Here is a 23,121-nt window from a genome sequence, read left to right as displayed (position 1 = left end):
GCGCAGGTTCTGGCCCTCTTCGGCGAAGACCTCATGCCAGGCCCGGCCCGTCGCATCGCCAGCCAGAATGCGGCCGCGATTGCCCACCGCCGCGAAACCATGACCCGGAACCGCCACAACCCGTCGCAGCAGATCGCTCGAGCCACTGTCCACCGTGCTCCACGCCCGGCCGTCCTCGCCCGCCACAACAACCGAACCATGATACCCGCTCGCCACCGAAGCCGACGAACCAAGCCCAATCCCAAACAAATTGTCCGGGTATACGCGCGGGGCAGTCTGGGCGCCGGCCATGGGCGACACCGCGAGAAGCGCCACCACCGTCGCCGTCCGCCACAATATGGCGGAACGATACCTGCCGCGAATTGCCGCCGTCGCGCTGCCGATCCAACGCCTCTTCGCGATCGCAATGCTGAATCGCATATCGCTTCTACCCCCCTTTGAACATCGCGTCTTGTGACGCCTGTTTTCTTGAACCGATCGGCCGGTTAATCCATTATGGATCCCAGGAATGATCGGCAGGGTGGTGCAAGCTCGCTCCGGCGATGACCGATAGGATAATGGCCGGCCGGCTTTCCCACCTCTTTGTGCGGGTTAGTTTATCGGTCGACCGTTCATTCGGAAGCCGCCAGAATTAGAAAAGACATATTCCAGAGAGGAATTAATTAGCAGGATCGCGCACCCGTTGACACAGCCGCCGCCCTTTTGCCGGGCGGTATGCCCGACAGGATCATTCAGCGGTGCTATCGGACCGCTGTTTCCGAATTCAGATAAAGAAGTGGATGAAAATAAAAAATGGCCCGGCCACGTTCTGAAAATTATGAAGAAAAACGCCAGGTGATATTGGAAGAATCTTCCCATCTCATCGCGTCCGAAGGATTCGACAAGACGTCGATCGCGATGATCGCCAAGAAATGCAATATCAGCAAGGCGCTTATTTATCATTATTACAGCGAAAAGGCCGAGATATTATACGATCTTCTGCATCAGCATGTCGAAAATCTAAAAACCCTGGTCAAGGGCATCATGGAAAACAGCAGCAGCGACGAGGAAAAGTTCCTCCTGCTGGTCGATCGGCTGATGGAAAATTACGTCCGCAATCGCGAAAAACACGTCATCCTGATGAAGGAGACGAATGCGCTGAACGAGAAGCAGCAGGCCTCGCTCCGCAAATCGCAAAGCGAGATGGTCCACGACATGGCGACCCTCGTCGGCAAACTGCACCAGACCCCGGCGCTGCACGATCCGAAGGTCAGCACGGCGGTCGGCCTGATCCTGCTGGGCAGCCTGAACTGGACCTACACCTGGTTCAGCGAGGGCGGCCCGCTGAAACCCGAACAATTCGCGTCCCTGCTCAGCGAGATCTTCCTCAACGGCGTCCGCAGCAAGGGGTTGGACAGGCTCAACGAGCTGCTGCCCGCCGCGACCGCGGTCTGAGCCGGAGCGCGGTCGACGGCGGGCCGGGCGACGCTATCGCGCCGCCCCCTCCACCCCCCGCATCGCCCCGGGCGCGAGGCCGTTTCGCGCGGCCCATCGATCGAATGCGGCCAGGGTCTGGGGCAGATAGGGGCCCATGGTCATCATGTGATCGGAACCCTCGAACTCGACATAGGTCGCGTCGTCGCCAAAGCGCCTCGCGGTGGCGCGGCACATGCCCGGCGGCGTGCATTTGTCCTGCGAGCCGGCAAGCACCAGCACCGGCGCGCCGACAGCGGCGTAATCGACGCGGGAAGCCCGCTTCCGGTCCAGGTACCAGAAGATCATCTCGCGGTACGCCGTGCCCGATTCGGCGCAGAGCGTGGCATAGGCCGCGGCGGCGACCTCCTCGGACTGGGCGTTGCAGACCGCGTTCCGCCACGGTCCCCAGGCGACCGGATACATGGGTTTGCCCAGCAGCCACTGGGGAATATATCGCCCCCAGAGCAGGACCGACGAGGGATAGAAGGTGAAAATGCCCGCGGCGGGCGCCGGCGCGACCAGAACCAGCCCCCTGGTCCGGCAGCGCGCGGCCACCAATTGGGCGAGCAGGGCGCCAACCGAATGGCCAAGCACGACAGGCGGGGCATCCAGGCTTTTCACCAGCGCGACAAGGTCGGCCACATAGTCGAGCAAGCCCAGCCTGGCGACCTTCTGGGCACTGCCCCAGATGTCGATTTCGCCCGGCCTGCCATGAAGGCGCCAGCTGGGGGTATGAACCCGATATCCGCGCCGCACCATCTCGTCGGCCAATTCGCCCCAGTTGCCCCCGCTACCCCAGGTGCCGTGAATGAGGACGATATCTTGCGTGCTCAACGGTCTCTCTCCTGTGCGATTTCCGCCTTTCCGGTCGCGCCACCATGCCCCGCAGGGCCGCCCCGGCCTTGACAGATCGAGACAATTCCTTGACAGATCGAGCCATGGCCCCGTTGATCCGCGCCGCCGCGCTGCAAGGTTTTGCCCCCCTGATGCTGGCCCTCGGGGGCGATCCCGAGGCCATGCTGCGCAGGCACGCCATCGAGCCCGACCGACTGGCCGACCCGGAAGCCCTGATCTCCCTGGATGCCACGGCCCTGCTGCTGGAGGAGAGCGCCGGACAGACCCGCTGCCCGGATTTCGGGCTGCGCCTCGCCGCGCGGCAGAACACGGGAATGCTCGGCCTGCTCGCCACCGTGATCCTGAATGCGCCGACACCGGCGCAGGCCGCGCTCGATGCCTCGCGCTATCTGTTCCTGCACAGCCCGGCCTATGAAATCGTGCTCGAGCCGGAAAGCCCGCTGTTCGAGGATTGCTTCAGCCTGCGTTTCGACATTCGTCTGCCGGCCTTCGTCCAGCAGCGGCAGATCATCGACGGCTGCCTCAGCCTCACCCACCATTTCTGCCGCTCGTTCGGACTCGATCAGTTCCGGCTGCGCGGGGTCAGCCTGCCGCATACGCCGCTCGCCCCGATCCGTACCTACGAACGCCATTTCGGCGCGCCGGTCGCGATCGCCCAGCCGCACGCCGCGCTGCACGCCCATCGCGATCTGCTGAATGTCGGCATGAAGGACATCAATCCCCTGCTGCGCCAGGCCGCCCTGTCCCACATCGCCGCACATTTCCCCGACCGGGGGCAATCCCTGACGGATCGGGTGCGGCAAACCCTGAAGCGCACGGTCGGCGCGGGGCGTGGCACGAAAGCCGAAATCGCGGCCCTGCTCGGCCTGCATCCACGGACCCTGCAGCGCCGGCTGGACGATGAAGCCGCCTCGTTCGAGCAACTGCGCGAGCAGGTCTATCGGGCGGCGGCCCTGCGCTTCCTGTGTGAGACCGATCTTCCGCTGAAACAGGTGGCCGGCGCCCTCGGCTTTTCCGAGCAATCAGCCCTGTCGCGTTCGTGCCGGCGCTGGTTCGACGCCTCGCCCGCGGAAATCCGGCGGCGCGCGCCGCCGGCCGGGACATAGCCCCGCGCGGCCGCCGCCGCCGCCGCGGCCCGGTCAGGGCATGACGCGGACGCAGAAGGTCACATCGCCACTGCTGCCGGGGGCAAGACCGTCGTTGGGCGGCGCGCCATCGGTGAAAACCCAGCGAATCTGCCCCATGGCGCCAACGGCGGGCGCCGTCCCCGCGGCCGAGGTCGGCGTGGCGCAGGTCAGGCCGGCCGGTGTCGCGCCGCAGGCGGCGGCGACGAAGGTGGTGAAAGCCGGAGTCATGTCCTTGATCTCCAGGCTGCGCATCCGGTCCGCCGAATTGTTCAGATAGTGAATCTGATACTGGAGGTAGCTGTCCGGCGGCGCCTGATTGCTGACGCTCCAGTCGCCGGCGGGCGAAGCCAGCGCGGCGCAAGCCGCGTCGACCCGGCGCACGCGCTTGGTCAGTGCCAGCGCCGTGCCTTCGCCCACGGTGGTCGTATCGGCCTGGCTGTAGCTGCCAACGAGGCCGGGGGCGGCATTGCTGTAGGTGAAGCTGGCGGTCAGGGTGGAAACCCTTTTATCGCCATCCTCCGCCGACAGGGGCACGAAGATCTTCGCCGTCAGACATATCTGCTGGCCGGCGGTAACGGAAATCTGACTGCCGGGAGCGAGGCCAAGATCGCCACCGGCGTCGATCGCGCCGTTGCAGTCGGTATCGAGGAAGACGGAATCGGTCCAGCCGGTGGAGGTGTTCGGCGTGGTCACCCCGGCATCGGCGAAACTGACCAGCCCGGCCGTGCCGGCGATGAAGACATGGCCATAGACCACGGTTGAGCCAGGCGCGGCGCCCTGCAGCCCGACACCGGTCAGCCGGTTGTCGGGGACATCGCCGAAATCGAGGCTGCCATAGGTCGTGCCCGTGGCGAAGGCGAAGCTGAAACGGTCGCCGGTCCGGTCATAGGTATAGGCGTTACCGCCGACGGTCACCGCGCCGGTGCCCATCGCGGTGGCGTCAACCGAAGCGCCGGTCGAGCGATAGCCGGCGAGGTTGGTCTCGGTCACCGTCAGGGTCGTGCCATTCGCGGACTGGGGCACGAACAGCGTATAGTTGCCGGCCCCGTCTGTCTGCGCGGTGGCGACCACGGTGGCGCCTGTCGCCGCCTTTACCGTGACCCCGGCAAGGCCGCTTTCGTCGCCGCCATCGGGGATACCGTTGTTCGCGCTGGCCCCGGGCGTGGCCACGGGCGAGCCCTGGTCGAGGAACACCCGGCCTTTGAGAACACCGCCGCGGAACAGGCCGAAGTTCTGGCCGGTCAGATTGTTCACGCTGACGGTGACGTAGAGGATGCCGGCAGACGGCAGGGTGGGCACCCAGCCCGGCGTGGTCGAGACCACGTCGCTGGCCGTCGCGTTGTTGTCGACGATCAGGCAATAGTCGCCCGGCGGCACTTCGTTGATGGCATAGGCGCCCGTCGCCGCCACCGAAACCTCGTAATCGAAGATCGGGGTGGAACAGGTCGCGCCGCTGCGCTGCGCCAGCTTGACCTGCCAAGTCGCGCCAGTGCCGGTTTCGCTGCCGCCCTTCTGGCCGTTGCCGTCGGCATCGGCGTAAACATAGCCCGAGATGCCGTAGAATGTGCCGACCCAGACGCTGGCATCGACCAATGTATAGATGCCGGTCACATTGCTAAGGCGCGTGCTGTCGTTCAGCTTGGTGCCGACACTGTCGCCGCGCACGGTCGCCTCGATGATGCAATAGGCCGTGCCCGAGGCGATGGTGCCGCCGGTCAGCGCGATCTGGTTGCCGGTACCCGACGACAGCGTGCCGCTGCAGCCCGCCGTGCTCCACGACGGACTGCCGATCAGGGTCAGCCCATCGGGCAGCGTATCGGTGAAGGCGATGCCGCTGCGCGCCGGATTGCCGTCGGAATTGTTGATCTGGAACCGGACGATGGTGGTGTTGCCAAGAAGCAGCCGGCCGGTGCCGAAAGCCTTGACCATCACCACGGGGTCGGTCGCCTTGGTCGCCTTCAGACCGAAATCGAGCGTGGACTGGCTGGCGCTGACGCCGGTGTATTTGAGCGTCGAGGGATTCTGCGGCTGCCAGTAAAGCGGTGGCGCCGCCGACGGATTGGCCCCGTCGTCGGACAGCACGACGTTATAGTCGGTATCGACGGGCACGGTGATCGTCCACGCACCATCGCCACTGGTCACCGACTGGGATGCGACGACGATGTTGTTCTTGACGACGTTGATATAGACGGTCGAGGCCAGCGGCGTGGTCGAGGTCCATTGCTCCACCCCGTCGCGCGTGTTGTTGGCGTTGGCGTCGACATAGACATGTCCTGCCAGCACCATGGTCGGGGTATTGTCGCGGATCGTGTAGCTGGCCGTTTCCTGCATCGCGCCGGTCGGGCTGCAGACCGGATCGCCCTTCAGCCAGACCGTCGAGGACGACGAGCCGTCAACACCCGGATCCTCCAGGGTGAAGACCGCGCTTTCGGGATTTTCGATCGTGAGGTCGGACAGCGCCAGCATCGGGATCGTGATGCCGCCGATGTTGAGGGCGGGGGTCAGGCCGGCATCGTAATCGCCCGCCGGCACATTGACGATCCAGAGGGCGCTGCCCGCGGTATGGGTCAGGGTCGGCGTGCCATAGGGTCCGGTCGGCGTGCCGAGGCGAAAATCGGTATCGGGCACGGCGTCGCCGGTCAGGCGCAGCGCCAGCTTCATGCCGCCGGTCGGGACACGGCCGTTGACGCGGATCTTGATCGAAGCCCCGGCGTTGGTCGCGGCCGGGGTCGGCGGGGTCGGCGGCAGAGGCTCGACCACCAGGGCGTTGACCGGGCTGCCGCCCAGATCGACCAGCGGCGCCAGCGGAATCGAGACGTCCTCGATCTCGTTGCCGGCAGCGCCCGAGGTCGGCAAAACCGCTTCGAAGCCGAGCTGATAGACACCATTGCCCGGCGCCGTCAGCGTCGCGGTCTGCAGGATCCAGCCCCTGGTGGTGCGGACCACGCTGGCCTGCGAGGTCAGGGCGCCGCCGGTCGGTCCCGTATTGCCGCGCGGCCAGATACCGGCCAGGACCTGCTGGTTGCCCGCGCCGGTTTCCGCCGAATAATAATAGGAGAACGTGATGCTTTCGCCCGACTTCAGGCAGACGTTCTGGTAGAGCCGGCTGCGATTGTCGGCATTCAGCTCGGCCTCGGCATTGCCGGTCTGGGGCACGGGCGTGTTGTTGCTCTTGTTGTTGCCGGCTTCGACCACATGCTGTGGCACGGGCGCGTAACTGCCATTGTTGGAGCCGCCATGGGTCGATTCCCAGCCGGCCATGCAGATGTCCTTCTGGCCGCCCAGGCAGCGCGCATCGTCGAAATACTGCCAGCCCGAACTCGGAATGACCCAGCGCGTGCCGGTCGAGCCCTTGGGCGCCATCGCGGTGCCATTCAGATTATACTCGAAGCTGCCGTTGGTGATGATGCGCGACTGGGCGAAGGCGGCTCCGCCCGGCAGCAGGCCGAGGATTGCCGCCAGCAGAATGCCGATGAGCGCCGCGAGCATCCGCCGGATCACTGTCCCATCTCCCCGCCGAACAGGCTTTCGTCGAACTTGAAGCGGAAACGGACATAGACACCCTGGTCCGTCGGCTCTTCCCCGGCAAGATCGCTGTCGCGGAAGCCGGTGACATTATAGCCGAGGGAAAGCCAGAGACTGTCGGCCATGAGATAGCCGACTTCAACCCCAAGGCCGGTTTCATAAGTGCCGCCCTCGCCCATCAGGCCGAAGAGCTGCAATCCGGCGTCCCAATCCTCGGTTACATCCCAGGTCAGCCGGCCGTAAAGCAGCTGCGCCCAGGTGTGACTGTCGACGTCATTGGCCCGCTCCTGCGCGTATTTCAGGGCATAGCGGTTGGACAGGATGAGGGTCGGCGCCAGCTGCCAGTTGGTGTGGGCCGAGACGACATGGGCGCGGCTGCGGCTGTCGCCGTCGATGAAGGTGGCGCCGGTCGTCGTCCCCAGGGTCGCGGCCGCGGCCTTCAGCTCCTCGAAGCGGTGCTCGTAGCGGGCCAGCAGGTTGAAATCGTCATGAGCCACCGGTCGATAGGCGAAGCCGATCTGTTCGCGGTAGCGCGTGGCATCGCCGCCGCCATCGGCCCGGCCGCGGTCGAGCTGGATACCGTTCCGCGCCAGCAGGGTCCAGTCCTCGTCCAGTTTCCAGGCAACGGCCACGGTGTTCAGGAAAGTGTCGATGGTCTCGGACCGCCGCGCCTCGATGCGCCCCGCGCCCTTGACGTCGCCATCGCCGACATATTCGAGCGCGAGCGTGCCCGCCGTCGATTCCTCGTCCAGCGCCGAATAGTCGCCACCATAGAAATAACCGTCGGCCAGGGTGCTCTTCGGACTGTTGATCGGCTCCACCCGCTCGATCGTCGTGCCGAGGCGCCAGTCTTCGGAAATGGCGAACGTGTTGCGCAGGCCGAGCGCGGCCTGGGCCGCCCGCCCGCTCAGGGCATCGGCCATGCGGTATTCCGAATAGGCCGAGCCGTTGGCCATGTAGGACAGGTCGAAGCCCGCCAGCGCGACGTAACGCTTCTGATCGCTGTTCAGCGAATAAAGGCTGCCCAGGCTGGAGATGAATTCATAGCGGCCATAGGCCTTGCCCCAGGACGTCACCTGATACTCGCTGCCGACCGCCGCCAACTGGTGGTCAGCGTCGAGGATGTCCTGCTCGTATTCGAGATAGCCGAGCAGGTTGGGGTCGGACGGCAGGGTCGCGGTCAGTTTGCCGAAAGCCGTGGTGCCGTTGTAGGGCGTGACGCCGGCCGTGTCAGCCGCGGCGGCGACCAGGGTCTCGCGGTAGCGCCGCATTCCGACTTCGCCGCGCAGGTCATTGTCGAAGCGGTATTCGGCCCCGATGCTGACACCTTCGCGCAGGCCGCCGTTGGTGCGGTCCTCGCTCCGCCGGCCTTCGAGGCCGAACGACAGATCCTGCTCGGCCTGCCAGTCGGCCTTGGCGGTCAGCTCCGAACGGCCAGCCGAAACCGTCGCCGAGGGGTTGTCGAAGCCGATATCCGAGGTCTGGAATTCGATGTCGACCCGGACGTCCTTGCCGTCGTGACGGAAGGCGATACGGGCACCGTCACCCTGATGGGCGTCGAGCAGGTTGCCGTAAGGGCGCCCCGCCTCGCTGACCACGCTGTCGACCAGACTGGCGCCGCTGCGCGTATGCCCGTATTCGGCGGTCAGCGTCGTCACGTCGGTGAAGCGATAGCGGCCGAAGGCGCCCTGCATGGTGAAGCTCTGGTCCGGGTCCTCGTCCCGGATGTAGAGCCCGCCCAGTTCCATGCCGTCGACCGGCTTCACACGCGCGTCGACGCCGTAGAGCCAGAACGACGGCCCGCCGGTGTCGACTTCATAGACGATGCGGATCGACTGCGGATTGAGATCGGGATCGAGCGAGGGGATCGGCGCCTTGAACAGCAGACGGCCGCTCAGTTCGTCGATCTCGTAATCGACGAAGCGCACCTTGGTCTCGACCTTGATCACCAGCGCGGGCTGGCTGCGGTCGCGGGTGATGACCGTGACCTGCTCGGTATCGCCGACGAAATCCGGGTAACGCAGGGTGAACGGACCCGAGGTGCCGTTGGCACGGAACTCCTCGACCATCTGACGCAGATTGTCATGGGCGGCGAAGCCGGTGATTTCGATCGGCAATCCCGCGACATCGGTTTCCCCGTGGCCCTTCACCCCGGTCAGGGAACGGCTGTACTGCGTGATCTTGCGGATCTCGTCCGGTGATTCCGTGGTCAGATCGCCATAGACGACATAGGACTCGTCCTTGTCCACGCGGACGAACAGGCGTCCGCTCGACTGGGCATCGAAGCCGCGCTCCGAACTGTCGCCGTAAACCGGGTAATATTCGTCCGGCTGAATGTCGCGGAACAGGCGGTCGCGCACTTTCCGCTCGGAATCATAAGCCGCGGTCAGCAGATAGTCGCCGCGGATACGGCCCTTGAGGAAGAAGGCGGCGCGTCCGGCGACCGCGCCCTTGCCGGCGCCGAAATCGGCGCTGTAGGCCGTCAGTTCCCGCTCGAAGGCATCGCCCGCGCGGACAGGCTCCATGCCGTCGAAGTCGAGCTTCGAGAGCGACACCACGCCCTCGGCGAGACCGACCGCCAGCATCGGGCGCAGGGCCGGCGCGAAGCGGATGGGGAAACGCTGGCGCAGCGTGCCGGCGGCGATGGTCAGATAGCCCTCTCCGGGGCCGGTGGGCGGCCGGATCCGGACTTCGCCCATGCCGCCGTTCACGAATACCTGCACACCGGGCTCGGCCGGCGCCAGATCGTCCACCAGCAGGCTGCCGATATCCGTGTCGATGGTGACCTGGGTGCGCGGCGTGAAGGGGACGCCGCGGCTGTCGCTCAGGCGGATGCGGATCGTGGCTGGGGTCGCGCCGTCCGCGATCGGCTTCTCGGGCACGGTCGCGTCGATCCGCTCGAGCTTGCCAGGCGCGGTAACCTTGATGGTGACCCGACCGCGCTCGTTGTCGAAACCGTCATATTGCGCCAGCGACACGACGTTTTCGCCCGGGTCGAAGGTCACGCCGACGAATTCCCACCCTTCGGCGCCGACCGTCGCGGCCGCGCTGCGCTTGCCGACCCGCCCCTCGTCGATCCGTCGGCCGTTCACCTCCAGCACGAAACGGGCGCCCAGCGCGCCTTTCACCATGACCGAGGCCTGGGCGATGGGCAGCACCTGGCCTTCGCGCAGATTGAGGAACGCCAGACCCGCATCGGTACGCGCCATCAATTCCTCGAGCGGGGCCGAGGCGACAACCGGCACGCCACCCGAGACCGAGGCCGCGGAATCGGCGGGCCGCTGCGCCTCGGCCGCGGGCTGGCCGCTCGCCCGGTCGATCCAGCCGGATTGTGGCCGGCCGCGATAGTCGCCATCGGTATCCGGGGTCGACTCGGCCTCGAAGTCGCGGCGCACCAGGGCCGCGCCCTCGTCGCCGCTGGCCTCGACCAGCTTGCGACGGCCGGCGATGTCCTGACGGATATCGTCGCCACAGGTCGTCACGGCGAAATTCGCCTTGTGCAGCTCGCCCTTCTTCAGGTCGACGAAACGGGTCATGGCCCGCTGGTGGCGCATCAGGGCTTCGCTGGCGCCGCGATCGGAATTGCGGTTGCCGACACCGCCCAGCAGGGCGCCGTCCGGCAGGGTGGTGCCGTCGAGTTTCAGGACATGGGTCATCGGCCGGACGCCATAGAGGCTGTATTTGCCCTCGACGTCGGTGACGACGAAACTGCCGTCCTCGAGATAGATGCGAACCCCCGGCACGCCGATTTCCGCCGCCTGGGCGCCCTCGTCCTGGACACCGTTCTCGTTACAGTCGAGGAAGACCTTGCCGATGATGAAGCCTTCGTCGGAAAAGGCCCCGCCAACCACCTTCACCTTGGCGGATGCCGGGTTCGAGGGAATGCCCCCCGCCGAGGCACTGGCCCGGTTGATGCCGTCGCCGCTCAGCGCCGTGGCATTGACCTGCATCCGGTAGGTCAGGCCGACGACCTCGTCCGCCGCCACCGTCAGGCTGGCGAGATCGAACCGCAGGTCGTTGCCACCGTGGCCATTCGGCACCAGCGTCGGCTCGACCGGCGTCGCCGGCGCGGTGCCGACGGTCAGCCGCGCGCTGCCGGGCTGATAGGTGAAGCCGGTCGCCGGCTTGTCGATGAACACCACCCCCGCCAGCGGCCCGCCCGAGCGATTGGCCAGTGCCAGGCGATAGTCGACGAGGTCGACGGTCTCGACCACGCTCTTCGATGCCGCCTTGGACAGCAGGACCAGGGCATCGGCGCTCGCCCCGCGCTCCAGCGGGATATGGTTGTTCACCACCGGGCGGCTGTCGGCGCTGGCGACGAAGGACATGTAGTAAGTGGTGCTGGCGCCCGCCGAAGGCGCCGTCGGCTGGGGCTGGATCGCCATCGGCATTTCACCGTCCGGCACGGCCAGCGATCCATCCTCGGGCGGGATCGTCGTCGACTCGGATTCATAGCCCGTCGGCACGGTGAGCTTCAGGGTATAGGTTCCCGCCGGCGCGGTCGAGGTCAGCAGGAACTGATAATAGCCGTCGTCGCCGGTGGTCTGGACCAGGTTGGCCAGGCCGCCCACGAGATGCGTGGCAGGGTCGAAACCCGCCGGCCCCTCGACCGTGATTTCCGCCCCCGCGACCGCGAGGCGGCTGGCGGAATCATAGACCAGCCCGGTCGGATTGACCGGCAGGCTCTGCTCGGGCACGTCCTGCCCCGGATCGACGGCGATGCTGCGCAGGGTCGCCCGGTCGGGGTCGAGCACCGCGCCTGAAATGGCGGTGCCGCTCTCGCCGTCGACCGGCGTGCCATAGAGATAGCCGTCCGGCGACAAGAAGCGCACGGCATAATCGGCGCGCGCGCGCGCGACGGTGAAGCCATAGGAGCCGTCCCCGGCGGTCACCGTCTCGTCCATCACGGTCATGCCGGCGGGCGCGGGCGCGGCGCGGGCACCGGCCGGCGCCTCCGCCCCGGTCGGCACCAGCAGTTGCACGCGCCAGCCCGGCAAGCCGCCCTCTTCCGTCTGGTGGCGGCGATCGTGGTTGCTGTCGAACCAGACGCGGCCGCTGATCGCCGCGGGGGCGGTCACGGTGGTCGCGTCGCGGGCTTCATTGTCTCCGCTCAGCTCGGGCGGCTCGCCGCCCCCCGACACCTGCGCGACATTGGTGAATTCGGCGGTGCCGGCGCCGCCCAGCGAACTCTCGGGAACCCGCACGGTCAGGCGGATCGGGGTTGCCGGGGCATCGGTGCCGATCACCTGTTCGGTGGTGCAGGTGACCACCTGTCCGCCGCTCGGATTGGCGACGCCGCAGCTCCAGTCTGTCCCCTCGACCCCGGCGAAACTCATGCCGCCGGGCAGGGTGTCGACGACCGTCACCGTGCCACTGGTTGGGCGGCCAAGCGAGGAGACCGAGATGGTATAAAGCTGCTCGATCCCGGCGACGAAATTGCCGGCATGGCTCTTGGCGATGCGCAGATCGGGGCCCCGGCCGGCCGTGACCGTCACCGGCACCAGATTGCTGTCGATGCCGCGCCGGCCGACATCCGATCCGGTGTCGAAATAGATGCGTCCGCTGTTGTCGACCCGCCCGGAGAACATGTCGTCGACCCGGACGCCGAAGCTCATGCCGAGCTGTGCCCCGGCCGCCACGGCAGGCACCGCCACCGCCACCTCGACGATGTGGGCGGCCTCGACCGTGCGATAGGTGAAGGCGGGATCGCCCGCGGCGCGCCACAACAATTGCGCCCCGGCCCCGATCCCGGACAGCGTGCCGGTGGCGAAGACCGTATTCGCCGGGATCGCGTCGCGCAGCAGGACGACCGTGGCCGCCGCGCCGTCGATGATGATGTCGCGCCGGGCGCCGCCCTCTTCCACTTCGGTCAGAGGTTCGCCGTCGACGCTCGAAATATTGCTGGCGACCAGCCGATAGGTGATGACGTCACCGCTCGAAACCGATGAGGCATCGGCCGCCTTGGCGACGCTGAAATTGGCGCCGGCATGGACCACGGCGGTATCGGTATTCCGCGCCATCAACCCCTGGAGGACGGTGGTCGCGGTCAGGACGAGGCTGCCTTCGGCACCGTCGTCGACACCGGCCTGCATCAGCGTCTCGACGATGACATGAGCGCTTTCGCCGGCTTCGAGACTCAGCACCGGCGAGTCCAGTTCGATCTCGGTATCGCCCGCGCCGACGACACCGTCGCCATCGCGGTCGAGGAACAGCCGGAAGCCGCTCAGGCTGGCCGTGCCGCCGCCCTTGGTGGCGATCGAGAAGACATAGGTGGAGGCGGTATTGCCGGTATTGACCAGCGTATGGGCGAAATGGGCCTGGGCGCCCGGCGCCACCAGGCGCCGCCCATCGGCATCGAGGGTCAGGGCCTCGATCGCCCCCACCCGCAATTCGACGCGGTTGGAATAGACCGTCAGATAATCGCTGCGGCCCGGCACCAGCATGTCGGCCGAGGCCTGATTGGCGATGATCGTGTCGACGGCAGGCATGGCGGCCCGCGCGCCGCCCGCCGAAATGGAAAACCATGCGGCCAGGACGACGAGCAAGGGCAGCAGCTGCCAAGGTCGAAGACCAACCGGCATCGGCGTCACTCTTTCCGTCGCGGTCTGTGAAGGTACCGGCGGCCTCCCGAAGGAAGCCGCCGGTCAACTAGGCGGATGCGATCACTCGTTGATCTTGACCCGGAACTGCAGGGTCACCGAGGCACCGGCGGCGAGCGTGTATTCGCCGCAGGCGATGGCCCCGCTGCCGCCGACCGACGGCGCGCTGTCGGCGGAGCCGGACGGGCTGCAGAGCGTCGCGACCGTCGGGCCGCTGTAGGTCGTGTAGGACGGCGTGCTGTCGTTGATCTTCAGCGCCGTGACCTGCTGCGTGCCCTGGTTGGTGGCCACGACGCGGTAGACCACGCACTGGCCGGGCTTGGCTTCGATCTGGGCGGCGCCGAAGGCACCGTCCGCCGTGCCGTCGCAACCGGCATCGAGCGCCTGGGTCTTTTCCAGACGGACCAGGGCGGTGTTGACGTTGGTCACGTCGGTCACCGTCTGGGCCGCGGGCACCGCCGCGGTGCAGCTGCTGTTGCTCACCGTCGCCGTCAGGGTCCTGGTGTCGGTCTGGCCGGCGATGGCGCTGGCCGGCGCGAAGACCTTGACGAACAGGCGGACCGCCTTGCCCACGGGCAGGGTCTGGGCCGTCACCGCGGTACCGTCGGTATAGAGACCGCCAGCCGCGATTTCCGAGACGCTGTTGACGACCGGGTCGCCGCTGTCCAGCGTGCCGTCGTTGTTCTTGTCATAGTAGATGACCGACGACCAGCCGGAGAGCGAATCCCCGCCCGAGAACACGACGGTCGAGCAGGTGCCGCCTTCGGCCGCGTTACCCGTGTTGGTCAGAACATGGGCGTAGGTCACGCTGCCACCCGGCACGGCCTGACCCGAGTTGTTCGGGGTCAGGGTGATCGAGCGGGCCGTGGCGATGGTCACCGCGTCCTGCTTGATGCTGACCGCCGTCGAGGTGCCGACGACCTTGAAGTAGACCGGCTGGGTGCCCGGGGCCGCCGAGGCCGACGTCGTGACGACGGCGCAGGAAACGAGCGTACCCGTGGTGGTCGAGGTCTGCGCGGCATTGATGGTGACGGTATTATCCACCGTCCCGGGGGCCGAGCAGGAGCCAGCCGTGGGCGTCCGGAACACCACCGACCAGCCGCTGGGCAGCGTGCCGGAGAAATTGTCCTGCGACGCGGTGAGCGTGTAGGTGTCGGCGATGTTCGAGGCGATATACAGCGGGAAGGTCACGCTGCTGCCGGCCGACGCCGTCAGCGTGGTCTGCGGCGCGGAGGCGCCCTTCAGGGCAAGGGCCGCGTCGTTGGCCAGGGTGACCTGGGCCGCCGTCAGGATGGTCAGCGTGTCGGCCACCGTGTCCGACTTGGTCGGATCGTTGTTCGACGTCGCGGTATAGACCGTCGTGAACGGGCCGCCGGCCGGCGCGCTGGTCGGCAGGGTCGCCTTCACCACCACAGGATAGCCGCAGCGATGCAGCACCGTGTCCTTGAGCAGCGGCGCGACGCAGGACGCATCCGTGTCGAGGGCCGGAATCGGCGGCGTGGTGGTGTTGGTCAGCGGGGTCGCCCCGTCGGCCTGATAGAGGAGGAAGGTGGTCCCGGCCGGGAAGTCGGTCGAGGTCTGGGTCAGCTTGAACGTGTCGGTGCTGTTGCCCGTGTTCCACACCACATTGGTATAGGAAACGGTCTGGCCGGCCGCCGCCGACGGAATATTCACCGGCTCGCCGGTGCCGTTGGCGCTGCTCGAGGTGCTGCCGTTGATCACCACGCCCGTCGCCAGGGTGACGTCATAGGGCACCTGGGTGGTGGTGCAGGTCTGGCTGGCGTTGGTCGCGGTCGGGCAGCTGTAGGTCGCCTGGTTGGTGGTCTGGCTGCGACCGACGACGGGCGCGTTGACGACGCCCGCCACCGCGACGGTGCTGACCTTGACCTGGAAGGTGACCTGCTGCGTGCTGTTCGGCGCGACGGCATGGAGCACCACGGTCAGCTTGCCGGCGGAGCCGGAGTCCGTGGCGCTGGTGCCGGTGGTCGCGAACGAATAGTCGATCGACTGCGCGCCGGCGGTCTGATCGTTGCCGTCGCTGGCATCGCTCATCGCCGTCGAGCCCGAGGACGACCAGCGGCCGGAACCCGGCAGATAGAGCAGGCCGGAGGTCGGGGCATTGGCGGTGCCGAACGTATCCGTGATGGTGACGTCGCCCGCCGCGTTACCGGTGTTGTTGATCGTCAGCGTGTAGCTGATGGTGCTGCCCGCCGGGCCGCTGGACGCACCGGAAATCGCCTTGACGATGCTGAAGGCGGCACCGTTGGTGACCTGCAGCGTGTCGGTGTTGACGATCGGCGTCAGGGTGCCATCGGCGACGCTGGCACCGGTGATGGTCAGGGACGCGGTATCGGTCGGGGTCGCGGAAGCGCCCACCGGCACCGCGATGACCAGCTTCAGGTCGGCGCCGGCCGCCAGCGTGCTGGTGGTGAAGGCCGAACCGCAGGAGCCGAGGGACGCGCCCGTGGGCTGGCCGGAGCCATTGTCGAGATAGACCTCGCAGCTCGTCGCCGCGGTGCCGGTGATCGCGCTCAGGGTCAGCGTGAAGCTGTCCGCGGCGTTACCCGTGTTGGTCAGGATATGCGGGAAGTAGACGGTCGTGCCCGGCGCACCCTGCTTGGTGTTGTCCTGGGTCAGCGTGAACGCCGCCTTGGGCAGGACCTTGGTCTCCACCGTGTTCGACTGCGCCGTCTGACTGGCGCCGAGGGCATCCAGATACGTCGCGGACGCGCTGTTGGTGATGATGGTGCCGGCCGCGGGCGCAGCCGCCAGGGCGGCCCCGCCCGTTCCGATCACGGCCGCCATCGCCAGCAGCCATAAGCCGAGCAATCGGCTCGACCCGCGCCCTCTCTTCATGTCTTTGCCCATCATAGCCCTCACAAAGTCGAGGCGGCCCAACAGCCCGACCGCACCCCTGATCCCCAATTCTGTGTCCCGAAGCGTGTCAGGGCGTTTCGCCCGACGCCCCGTCGACCTTGATCCGCGCCTTGACGTGGGCACGCTGCCCCGGCGCCTGAATGCCGACGACCCACCGCAACGCGCGATATTCGGTCACCGGCACCTGAATTTTTTCGGTCCCGCCGCCCGGCTTGGCGACTTCGCGCATCAGCGGAACGGGCGCGAAGGTCTTGCCGCCGTCGATGCTGGCCTGCACCGCGGCCGGGCTCGCCGAACCGCCGACATAGGTCGTCCCGGGCGGAATCGGCAGATTCAGCACCTGCCCCTTCAGGGGCTTGCCGGATTCGTTGACGCTTTCGACGCGATATTCGATGAGATCGCCCGGACGGGCAGTTTCGGCGGGCGCGTAGACATCTTCGCCTTTGGCATCCGTCGTCACCAGCCAAGCCGTCAAGGTGACTTTCACGGGCGATTCGGGCGGCACAACCGAGAATTCGGCCCCGCCTGTCGCGCTACCGCTCTGCGCGGCGGCCGTCGACACCATCTCCGACGACGCGCAAGTCATGGCCAGGACGAAAACTGCGCGCCCCAGCCATCTCACATATGCCATGTCACCTGCCCCAATCCGCTCGACACCCCTGGCTGAACAACAGGGCACACAATCCCGCAGATTGGAAAAGTCGCGCGCTATTGACGAGAAGGCGACTTAAGCGACATTGCCGCCGATGTAAATTCAGCCTGCACGACAACTGCTAATAGATCATGGGGCAACGGGCATCAACGGAATTCAGGGTTAACGAAAATTTTTGTCAGCACGACCACGCGCAAGGTCTGAATTCGAGACGCGCGTCGGCGACGGAAACCGGCGCGAAACGGCCCCCGCGCACAGGCCGTCCTGCGGCCCTCAGGCGCCGGCCGTCAGCGCCCGGTCGCCGACGAAGGGGTTGCTGCGGCGTTCGTCGCCGAAGGTCGAGACCGGCCCGTGGCCGGGGATGAAGGTGACGTCGGCGCCGAGCGGCCAGAGTTCACCGGTGATCGAGCGCACCAGCGTGGCGTGGTCGCCGCGCGGGAAATCGGTCCGCCCGATCGAGCCCTTGAACAGCACGTCGCCGACGATGGCGAGCTTGGTCGGCGCGTGGAAGAAGACGATGTGGCCGGGGGTATGGCCCGGACAGTGGCGCACCTCCAGCACTTCATCGCCCACCGTGACCGTGTCGCCGCCCACCAGCCAGCGTGTCGGCTCGAAGGCCTCGTACAGCGGGAAGCCATAGGCCTGGCCCTGCTGGCGCAGGGTATGGATGAGGAATTCATCCTCGCGGTGCGGGCCTTCGATGGGCACGCCGGCCGAGGTCGCGAGTTCGCCCGCGGCCGAGGCATGGTCGAGATGACCGTGGGTGAGCAGGACTTTTTCCAGCGTGATGCCGACCTGTTCGATGGCGCCCCTGATCCTGTCGAGGTCGCCGCCCGGATCGACGGCCGCGCCCTTCATGGTCTGGTCGCACCAGACGAGGCTGCAGTTCTGCTGGAAAGGGGTGACGGGGATGATACCGACCTTGAGCATGGCGATCTCGACCAGAGCGTAGCGGATTTCCCGCCGCATGAACCACGAAGACTGTAGGATACATAAGGGGAGTCCGTCGTGCTTGTGAAGGTGAAGTCGGGACATGGAACGTATTCGCCGCAATATCGTCGCCGGCCTGCTGGCCTGCCTGCCCCTGATGCTGACGGTCTGGGTCGTCGGCTTCGTCTTCGACTTCCTGGTGGCTGCCGGCCGCCCCTTCGTCCTCGGTCTGTCGGGCGCGCTGGCGCCGGAGCTGCCCGAGGTCGCGGCCCTGTTGCAGCAGGGCTGGTTCCAGAGCGCCCTCGCCGCCATCGTCACCCTGTTCGCGCTCTATCTGCTCGGCGCGCTGACGACGGCCATGGTGGGCGCCCGGCTGTGGCATCTGTTCGACCGGCTGATGGCGCGCATTCCCTTCGTTGAAGCGGTTTACGGCGCCGTGCGCAAGCTGATCTCGTCGCTGCAGACCACGCCCGCCGGCCAGCAGCGCGTGGTGCTGGTCGAATTCCCCAGCCCCGACATGAAGACCCTCGGCTTCGTCACCAAGATCTTCACGGCGAGCGATACCGGCCAGGAAATCGCCGCCGTCTATGTCCCGACCGCGCCCAACCCGACGTCCGGCTACATGGAACTGGTGCCGGTGGAGCGGCTGGTGTTCCTCGACTGGACGGGAAACGAGGCGATGCAGTTCATCCTGTCGGGCGGCACCGCCGCGCCCGACCACATCACCTACGGCAAGCCTTGACCTGAGAGAAGCACTCCCCGATCCTCGGGCCCAACCATAAGAACGCCGGGGAGAGATCATGGACAACGCCATCCGCATCGCAACCTATGACGATGTCCTGCAGGTGGAACGCCTGCCGGCGCACGAGAGGATGCGGGGGATCGACGATACCTACGCCGTGCTGCGCCATGCCGCCGGGGCTTACGGCGACAAGCACGCCCTGCGCTTCCTGCTGATCGGCGATCCATCGCTGCCCAGCGTCGATGTGACCTATCGCGAGCTTCTGGCCGAGGTGACGCGGGCCGCCAATGTCTTCCACGCCCTCGGCGTCGGCCCGAACGATGCCGTCGGCATCCTGCTGCCCAACCTGCTGCAGACCCATTACGCCCTCTGGGGCGGGGAGGCCGCGGGCATCGCCAGCCCGGTCAACCCGCTGCTCGAGCCCGGCAAGATCGCCGACATCCTGACCGCGGCCGGCGCCCGCGTGCTCGTCACCCTCGCCCCCTTCCCGCAGAGCGACCTGTGGGACAAGGCGGCCGCCGTGGTCGAGCAGGCGAGCGGGATCGAGCATGTTCTGCGCGTTGACCTGTCGCCCTATGTGCCGGAAGCGATGCGCGCCATGCTGCCCGCGCTGATGCCGGCGGATACGCCGATCGCGCGCGGCGGCGTGACCATCCACGATTTCGATGCGGCGCGGGCGGCGCAGCCGGGCGACCGCCTGCTGTCCGGCCGGGTGATCGGAAGCGGCGACATCGCCTCCTATTTCCACACCGGCGGCACCACGGGCACGCCGAAACTGGCGCGGCACACCCATTTCAACGAAGCCTTCGAGGCGATGCTGCTCGGCTCGATCATGGGCACGGACGAGGAAGATGTCATCCTTTGCGGCCTGCCGCTGTTCCACGTGAACGGCACCATGGTCACGGGTCTTGCCCCGTTCCATGCCGGCGGCACCGTGGTGATCCTCACGCCCCAGGGCTATCGCGGCCAGGGTGTCGTCGCCAATTTCTGGGCCCTTGTGGAGCGCTTCCGGGGCAATTCCTTCTCGGGCGTGCCCACGCTCTATGCCGCGCTGCTGGATGTGCCGATCGGCAACCATGACGTCTCCTCGCTGAAGACCGCGATCTGCGGCGCCGCGCCCATGCCCGCCGACCTGATCCGCCGTTTCGAGGCGGCGACGGGGGTCAAGATCCTCGAAGGCTACGGCATGACCGAGGGCACCTGCGCCAGCGCGACCAACCCGCGCTATGGCGAGCGGCGCGCCGGCTCGGTCGGCTTCCGTCTGCCTTACGTCGAGTTGCAGCCGATGAAGATCGACGGCAAGGGCCAGCCGGTCGGCCCCTGCGCCATCGGCGAGGTCGGCGCCCTGTTCATGAAGGGGCCGCAGCTTTTCGCCGGCTATGTCGGCAAGCCGGCGCCGGACGGCTGGTTCGATACCGGCGACCTCGCGCGTTACGACGCGGAACATTACCTGTGGTTGGTCGGCCGCTCCAAGGATCTGATCATCCGCGGCGGCCACAATATCGACCCCCAGATGGTCGAGGATGCGCTGGTCTCCCACCCCGCCGTCGCCCTCGCCGCGGTGATCGGCCAGCCCGATTCCTATGCTGGCGAATTGCCCGCCGCCTATGTCTCGCTGCGCCCGGGCGCCAGCGCGACGGCGGAGGAATTGCTGGCCCATGCCCGCGCCCATGTGCCGGAACGGGCGGCGGTGCCCGTGCATCTGGAAATCCTGCCGGAATTGCCGGTGACCGCGGTCGGCAAGATTCACAAGCCGCCGCTGCGTCTCGAGGCGATCCGCCGCGTACTGGAGTCGGCGCTGGCCGCCGCCGGCCTGCGCGCCACGGTCGAAACCTTCGACGATCCGGCCCGGGGCCTGACCGCGCGCCTGACCCCGGCGCCGGGGGTCGAGGCCGAAGCGGTGCGCCGCATCGCCTCGGGTTTCGCACTTGCGGTCGAAATGGGAGTTTCCGGCGCGCCTGGTTGAAAATCGACTCGCCTCGCGCCCCCGCCGCCCGCATGTTTTTTGCGTTGCAGCAGGTTGAGGAGGGCTCGGGCATGTCCGGCAAAGACACTGACGATCATTCGCCCGCCGTCGAGTATCAGGTTGTGGCCACGGGCTCGTCCGCCCAGATCATCGCCTTTCCGCGGCGGAAGAGGGCCATCCCGCCCGTTTCAGCCGAAGAGGCGCTGAACGCCGCCGCCGCCAGCGTCTACGCGGCCGAAGACGAGGACTGACCGGCCCGCCCGGTCAGCAGCCGGTGCGACAGCAGGCCGGCGACGCTGAGACCCGCGATGGTACAGCCCATCGGCGCCGCCGTGCCGTCGTCGAACAGGCCGACGCAGGCACCGCCAACGGCGCCGAGCGCGAATTGCAGCACGCCGATCAGGGCCGAGGCGATGCCGGCGTTGGCCCCCGCGCGTGACATGGCCGCCGCCGAGGCATTGGCCGAGACGAAGCCGAGACTGGCGATGCAGACGAAGAGCGGCGCGAGCAGGAAGGCGAGCTGCGCCGGCTGGACCAGCGCGACCCCGGCCAGGACCAGCGCGGCGACGGCCTGCACCGCCATCACCACCTTGAGGATGTCGCGCCCGGAATAGTGGCGCAGCAGGCGCAGGTTGATCTGGCTGGTGGCGATCAGGCCGACGGCGTTCAGCCCGAACAACAGGCCATAGTCCTGCGGACTGACGCCATAAAGGGTGATGAAGACGAAGGGCGAGCCGGTGATATAGGCGAACATCCCGGCCATCAGCAGCCCGCTCGACAGGGAGAAGCCCATGAACACCGGGTCGGCCAGCAGCCGGCCATAGGCGTGAAGGATGCGGGCGAGGCCGCCCCTTTGCCGCTGCTCGGCCGAAAGGGTCTCGGGCAGGGCGAAGGCGACGGCGGCCAGGCAGGCGGCGCCGAAGGCGGCGAGCACGGCGAAGATCCAGCGCCAGTCGGCGAAGGCCAGCAATTGCCCGCCCAGCACCGGCGCCAGGATGGGCGCAAGGCCCATGACCAGCATCAGGAGGGAAAACACCCGGGCCGAGTCCCGCTCGTCGAACAGGTCGCGGACCATGGCGCGGGCGATCACGATGCCGGCGCAGCCGCCCAGGGCCTGAATGAAGCGCAGCAGACTCAAGCTCTCGATATCGGGGGCGAAGATCGCCGCGATCGAGGCCGCGACATAGACGATGATACCGCCCAGCATGGGCAGGCGCCGGCCCAGCCGGTCCGACAGCGGGCCATGGACCGATTGGCCGAGGGCAAGGCCGACGAAGAAGGCGGCCAGGGTGCCCTGCACCGCCCCGGCGCTGGCGCCGAAATGCGCCTCCAGCGCCGGAAAGGCCGGCAGATACATGTCGATGGACAGGGGCGCGAAGGCGGTCAGCGATCCGAGAATCACGATGAGGCCGAGGCGGCCGGGCTTGCGCCGGGAAGGGTCTGCGATCATGGCGCGACCATAGCCGCGATGGCGCCGGCCAGCACGCGCAACCTCGGGCGGGGGGCCATGCAGCGGCCTAGCCCGACCAGCGGATGCGATTGCCGCCGAGCGCGGCGGCGTGGGCGAGGGCGTGCGAGGCCCGCGCCTCCGCTTCGGAGGCCGCGCTTTCGGCCGGGGCGGGGGCGATACCGATCGAGATCGTGACCGCGCTGTCGGCCCGGCTGCGGTCGTGGCGCAGGTGGCGTGCCTCGATGAGGTCGAGCAGACGGTTCGCGATGGCGCTGGCCGCCGCCCGGTCCTGCCCGGCCAGCCACAGACCCCAGCCAGCGAGCGCGCCCCGGCTGTGCAGGATATCGCCGAGGCGGGCCGGCGCGCCGACCAGCAGCGCCGCCACCGCCGCCTCGGTGCGGGCGGCGGCGTCGCGGCCGAAAGCGGCCGCCCAGGCGGCCTGTTCGTCGATCGCCACGACCATGACGAGGGCGGCGCCGGAGGCCAGCAGCCGCTGCGCGCGATAGCGGCCCGTGGCGGCGCCGAGGATCATGCCATCGGCCTGGAAAGGCGCGAGGCTGCGCAGGGCCCGGCGTTCGACGTCGAGGGCGTCGCGCTGCCCTTCGAGGCTGCGGCGCCGCCCGGCCTCGCCCGCCAGTCGCCCTGTGAAGCGCAGCGCGAGGCCGAGCGCGGCGTCGCCGAGCCCCGCCGGCAGCAGCAACGCGCCGATCAGCGCACAGGCCCGCGCCAGCGCCTCGTCATCGGAAAGCACGACAACCGGCGGCGCCCCAGGCCCCTCGAGCCGGGCGAACAGGGTACCGATGCCCGCCACCGCCGGCTCGACCACCAGGACGAGATCGGCCTCACCGCCGTCGATGCCCTCGCCGATCTCGGCGCCGATCGCCTGCAGGCGCAGGCACCAGTCCTCCCGGCGCGCGGGATCGCAGATCGGGACGACGCGCAT

14 protein-coding genes are annotated in these 23,121 nt (G+C 67.6%); 5 read left to right on the top strand and 9 right to left on the bottom strand.

All coding sequences use genetic code 11. From position 1 onward, the window contains the following. A partial coding sequence (locus tag DKG74_RS21535) for a hypothetical protein (protein WP_207779440.1) occupies nucleotides 1–420 on the bottom strand: 420 nt, incomplete at its 3' end. A gap of 372 nt (nucleotides 421–792) precedes the next feature. Between DKG74_RS21535 and DKG74_RS20105 the strand changes: the two genes are divergently transcribed. After that, entirely contained in the window at nucleotides 793–1,434 is a 642-nt protein-coding gene (locus DKG74_RS20105; RefSeq protein WP_109907968.1) for a TetR/AcrR family transcriptional regulator, read from the top strand. A 33-nt stretch (nucleotides 1,435–1,467) separates the two neighbouring features. On the opposite strand, the gene DKG74_RS20100 is transcribed toward DKG74_RS20105, so the two are convergent. Further along, on the bottom strand, nucleotides 1,468–2,289 hold the full coding sequence (locus DKG74_RS20100; RefSeq protein ID WP_165837781.1) for an alpha/beta hydrolase: 822 nt from the start codon (nucleotides 2,287–2,289) through the stop codon (nucleotides 1,468–1,470). A 104-nt stretch (nucleotides 2,290–2,393) separates the two neighbouring features. On the opposite strand from DKG74_RS20100, the gene DKG74_RS20095 reads away from it, so the two are divergent. Next, entirely contained in the window at nucleotides 2,394–3,416 is a 1,023-nt protein-coding gene (locus DKG74_RS20095; RefSeq protein ID WP_165837780.1) for an AraC family transcriptional regulator, read from the top strand. A 33-nt stretch (nucleotides 3,417–3,449) separates the two neighbouring features. Here DKG74_RS20095 and DKG74_RS20090 read toward each other — a convergent pair whose 3' ends face one another. The 5 genes from DKG74_RS20090 to DKG74_RS20070 all read right to left on the bottom strand — a co-directional run bounded on the left by DKG74_RS20090 (nucleotide 3,450) and on the right by DKG74_RS20070 (nucleotide 18,059). Beyond that, complete coding sequence (locus DKG74_RS20090; RefSeq protein WP_133251645.1) at nucleotides 3,450–6,938, bottom strand: DUF7933 domain-containing protein; 3,489 nt, start codon at nucleotides 6,936–6,938, stop codon at nucleotides 3,450–3,452. Continuing rightward, nucleotides 6,935–13,543: a DUF11 domain-containing protein gene (locus tag DKG74_RS20085; RefSeq protein ID WP_133251644.1), complete on the bottom strand. Its 6,609-nt coding sequence runs from the start codon at nucleotides 13,541–13,543 to the stop codon at nucleotides 6,935–6,937. Before DKG74_RS20085 ends, DKG74_RS20090 begins: the two co-directional genes overlap by 4 nt. Nucleotides 13,544–13,624: 81 nt before the next feature. After that, a complete protein-coding gene (locus DKG74_RS20080; RefSeq protein ID WP_207779439.1) occupies nucleotides 13,625–16,417 on the bottom strand; it encodes a beta strand repeat-containing protein in 2,793 nt (930 codons plus the stop codon). An 88-nt stretch (nucleotides 16,418–16,505) separates the two neighbouring features. Then, nucleotides 16,506–17,003 (bottom strand): DUF11 domain-containing protein, encoded by a 498-nt coding sequence (locus DKG74_RS20075; RefSeq protein WP_165837778.1) that lies wholly within the window; start codon nucleotides 17,001–17,003, stop codon nucleotides 16,506–16,508. A gap of 360 nt (nucleotides 17,004–17,363) precedes the next feature. Continuing rightward, entirely contained in the window at nucleotides 17,364–18,059 is a 696-nt protein-coding gene (locus tag DKG74_RS20070) for an MBL fold metallo-hydrolase (RefSeq protein ID WP_243404188.1), read from the bottom strand. Nucleotides 18,060–18,123: 64 nt separating this feature from the next. On the opposite strand from DKG74_RS20070, the gene DKG74_RS20065 reads away from it, so the two are divergent. From DKG74_RS20065 to DKG74_RS20055, 3 genes are read left to right on the top strand one after another with little or no spacing between them, the layout of a single operon-like run. Then, on the top strand, nucleotides 18,124–18,762 hold the full coding sequence (locus DKG74_RS20065) for a DUF502 domain-containing protein (RefSeq protein WP_109907962.1): 639 nt from the start codon (nucleotides 18,124–18,126) through the stop codon (nucleotides 18,760–18,762). Between the two features lie 58 nt (nucleotides 18,763–18,820). Next, a complete protein-coding gene (locus tag DKG74_RS20060; protein ID WP_109907961.1) occupies nucleotides 18,821–20,728 on the top strand; it encodes an acyl-CoA synthetase in 1,908 nt (635 codons plus the stop codon). Beyond that, a complete protein-coding gene (locus DKG74_RS20055; RefSeq protein ID WP_165837777.1) occupies nucleotides 20,725–20,979 on the top strand; it encodes a hypothetical protein in 255 nt (84 codons plus the stop codon). The genes DKG74_RS20060 and DKG74_RS20055 overlap by 4 nt, the downstream gene beginning before the upstream one ends. Here the strand turns inward: DKG74_RS20055 and DKG74_RS20050 are convergent. Together DKG74_RS20050 and DKG74_RS20045 are read right to left on the bottom strand one after the other, a co-directional pair. Continuing rightward, nucleotides 20,955–22,178, bottom strand: a complete 1,224-nt coding sequence (locus DKG74_RS20050; protein WP_109907959.1) for a Bcr/CflA family multidrug efflux MFS transporter — start codon at nucleotides 22,176–22,178, stop codon at nucleotides 20,955–20,957. The genes DKG74_RS20055 and DKG74_RS20050 overlap by 25 nt on opposite strands. Nucleotides 22,179–22,245: 67 nt before the next feature. Then, nucleotides 22,246–23,121, bottom strand: a complete 876-nt coding sequence (locus DKG74_RS20045) for a hypothetical protein (RefSeq protein ID WP_109907958.1) — start codon at nucleotides 23,119–23,121, stop codon at nucleotides 22,246–22,248.

Origin of the sequence: Zavarzinia aquatilis, from assembly GCF_003173035.1 — a bacterium.
Taxonomy (GTDB): Bacteria; Pseudomonadota; Alphaproteobacteria; order Zavarziniales; family Zavarziniaceae; genus Zavarzinia; species Zavarzinia aquatilis.
This window is presented reverse-complemented; position numbering and strand designations above follow the sequence as displayed.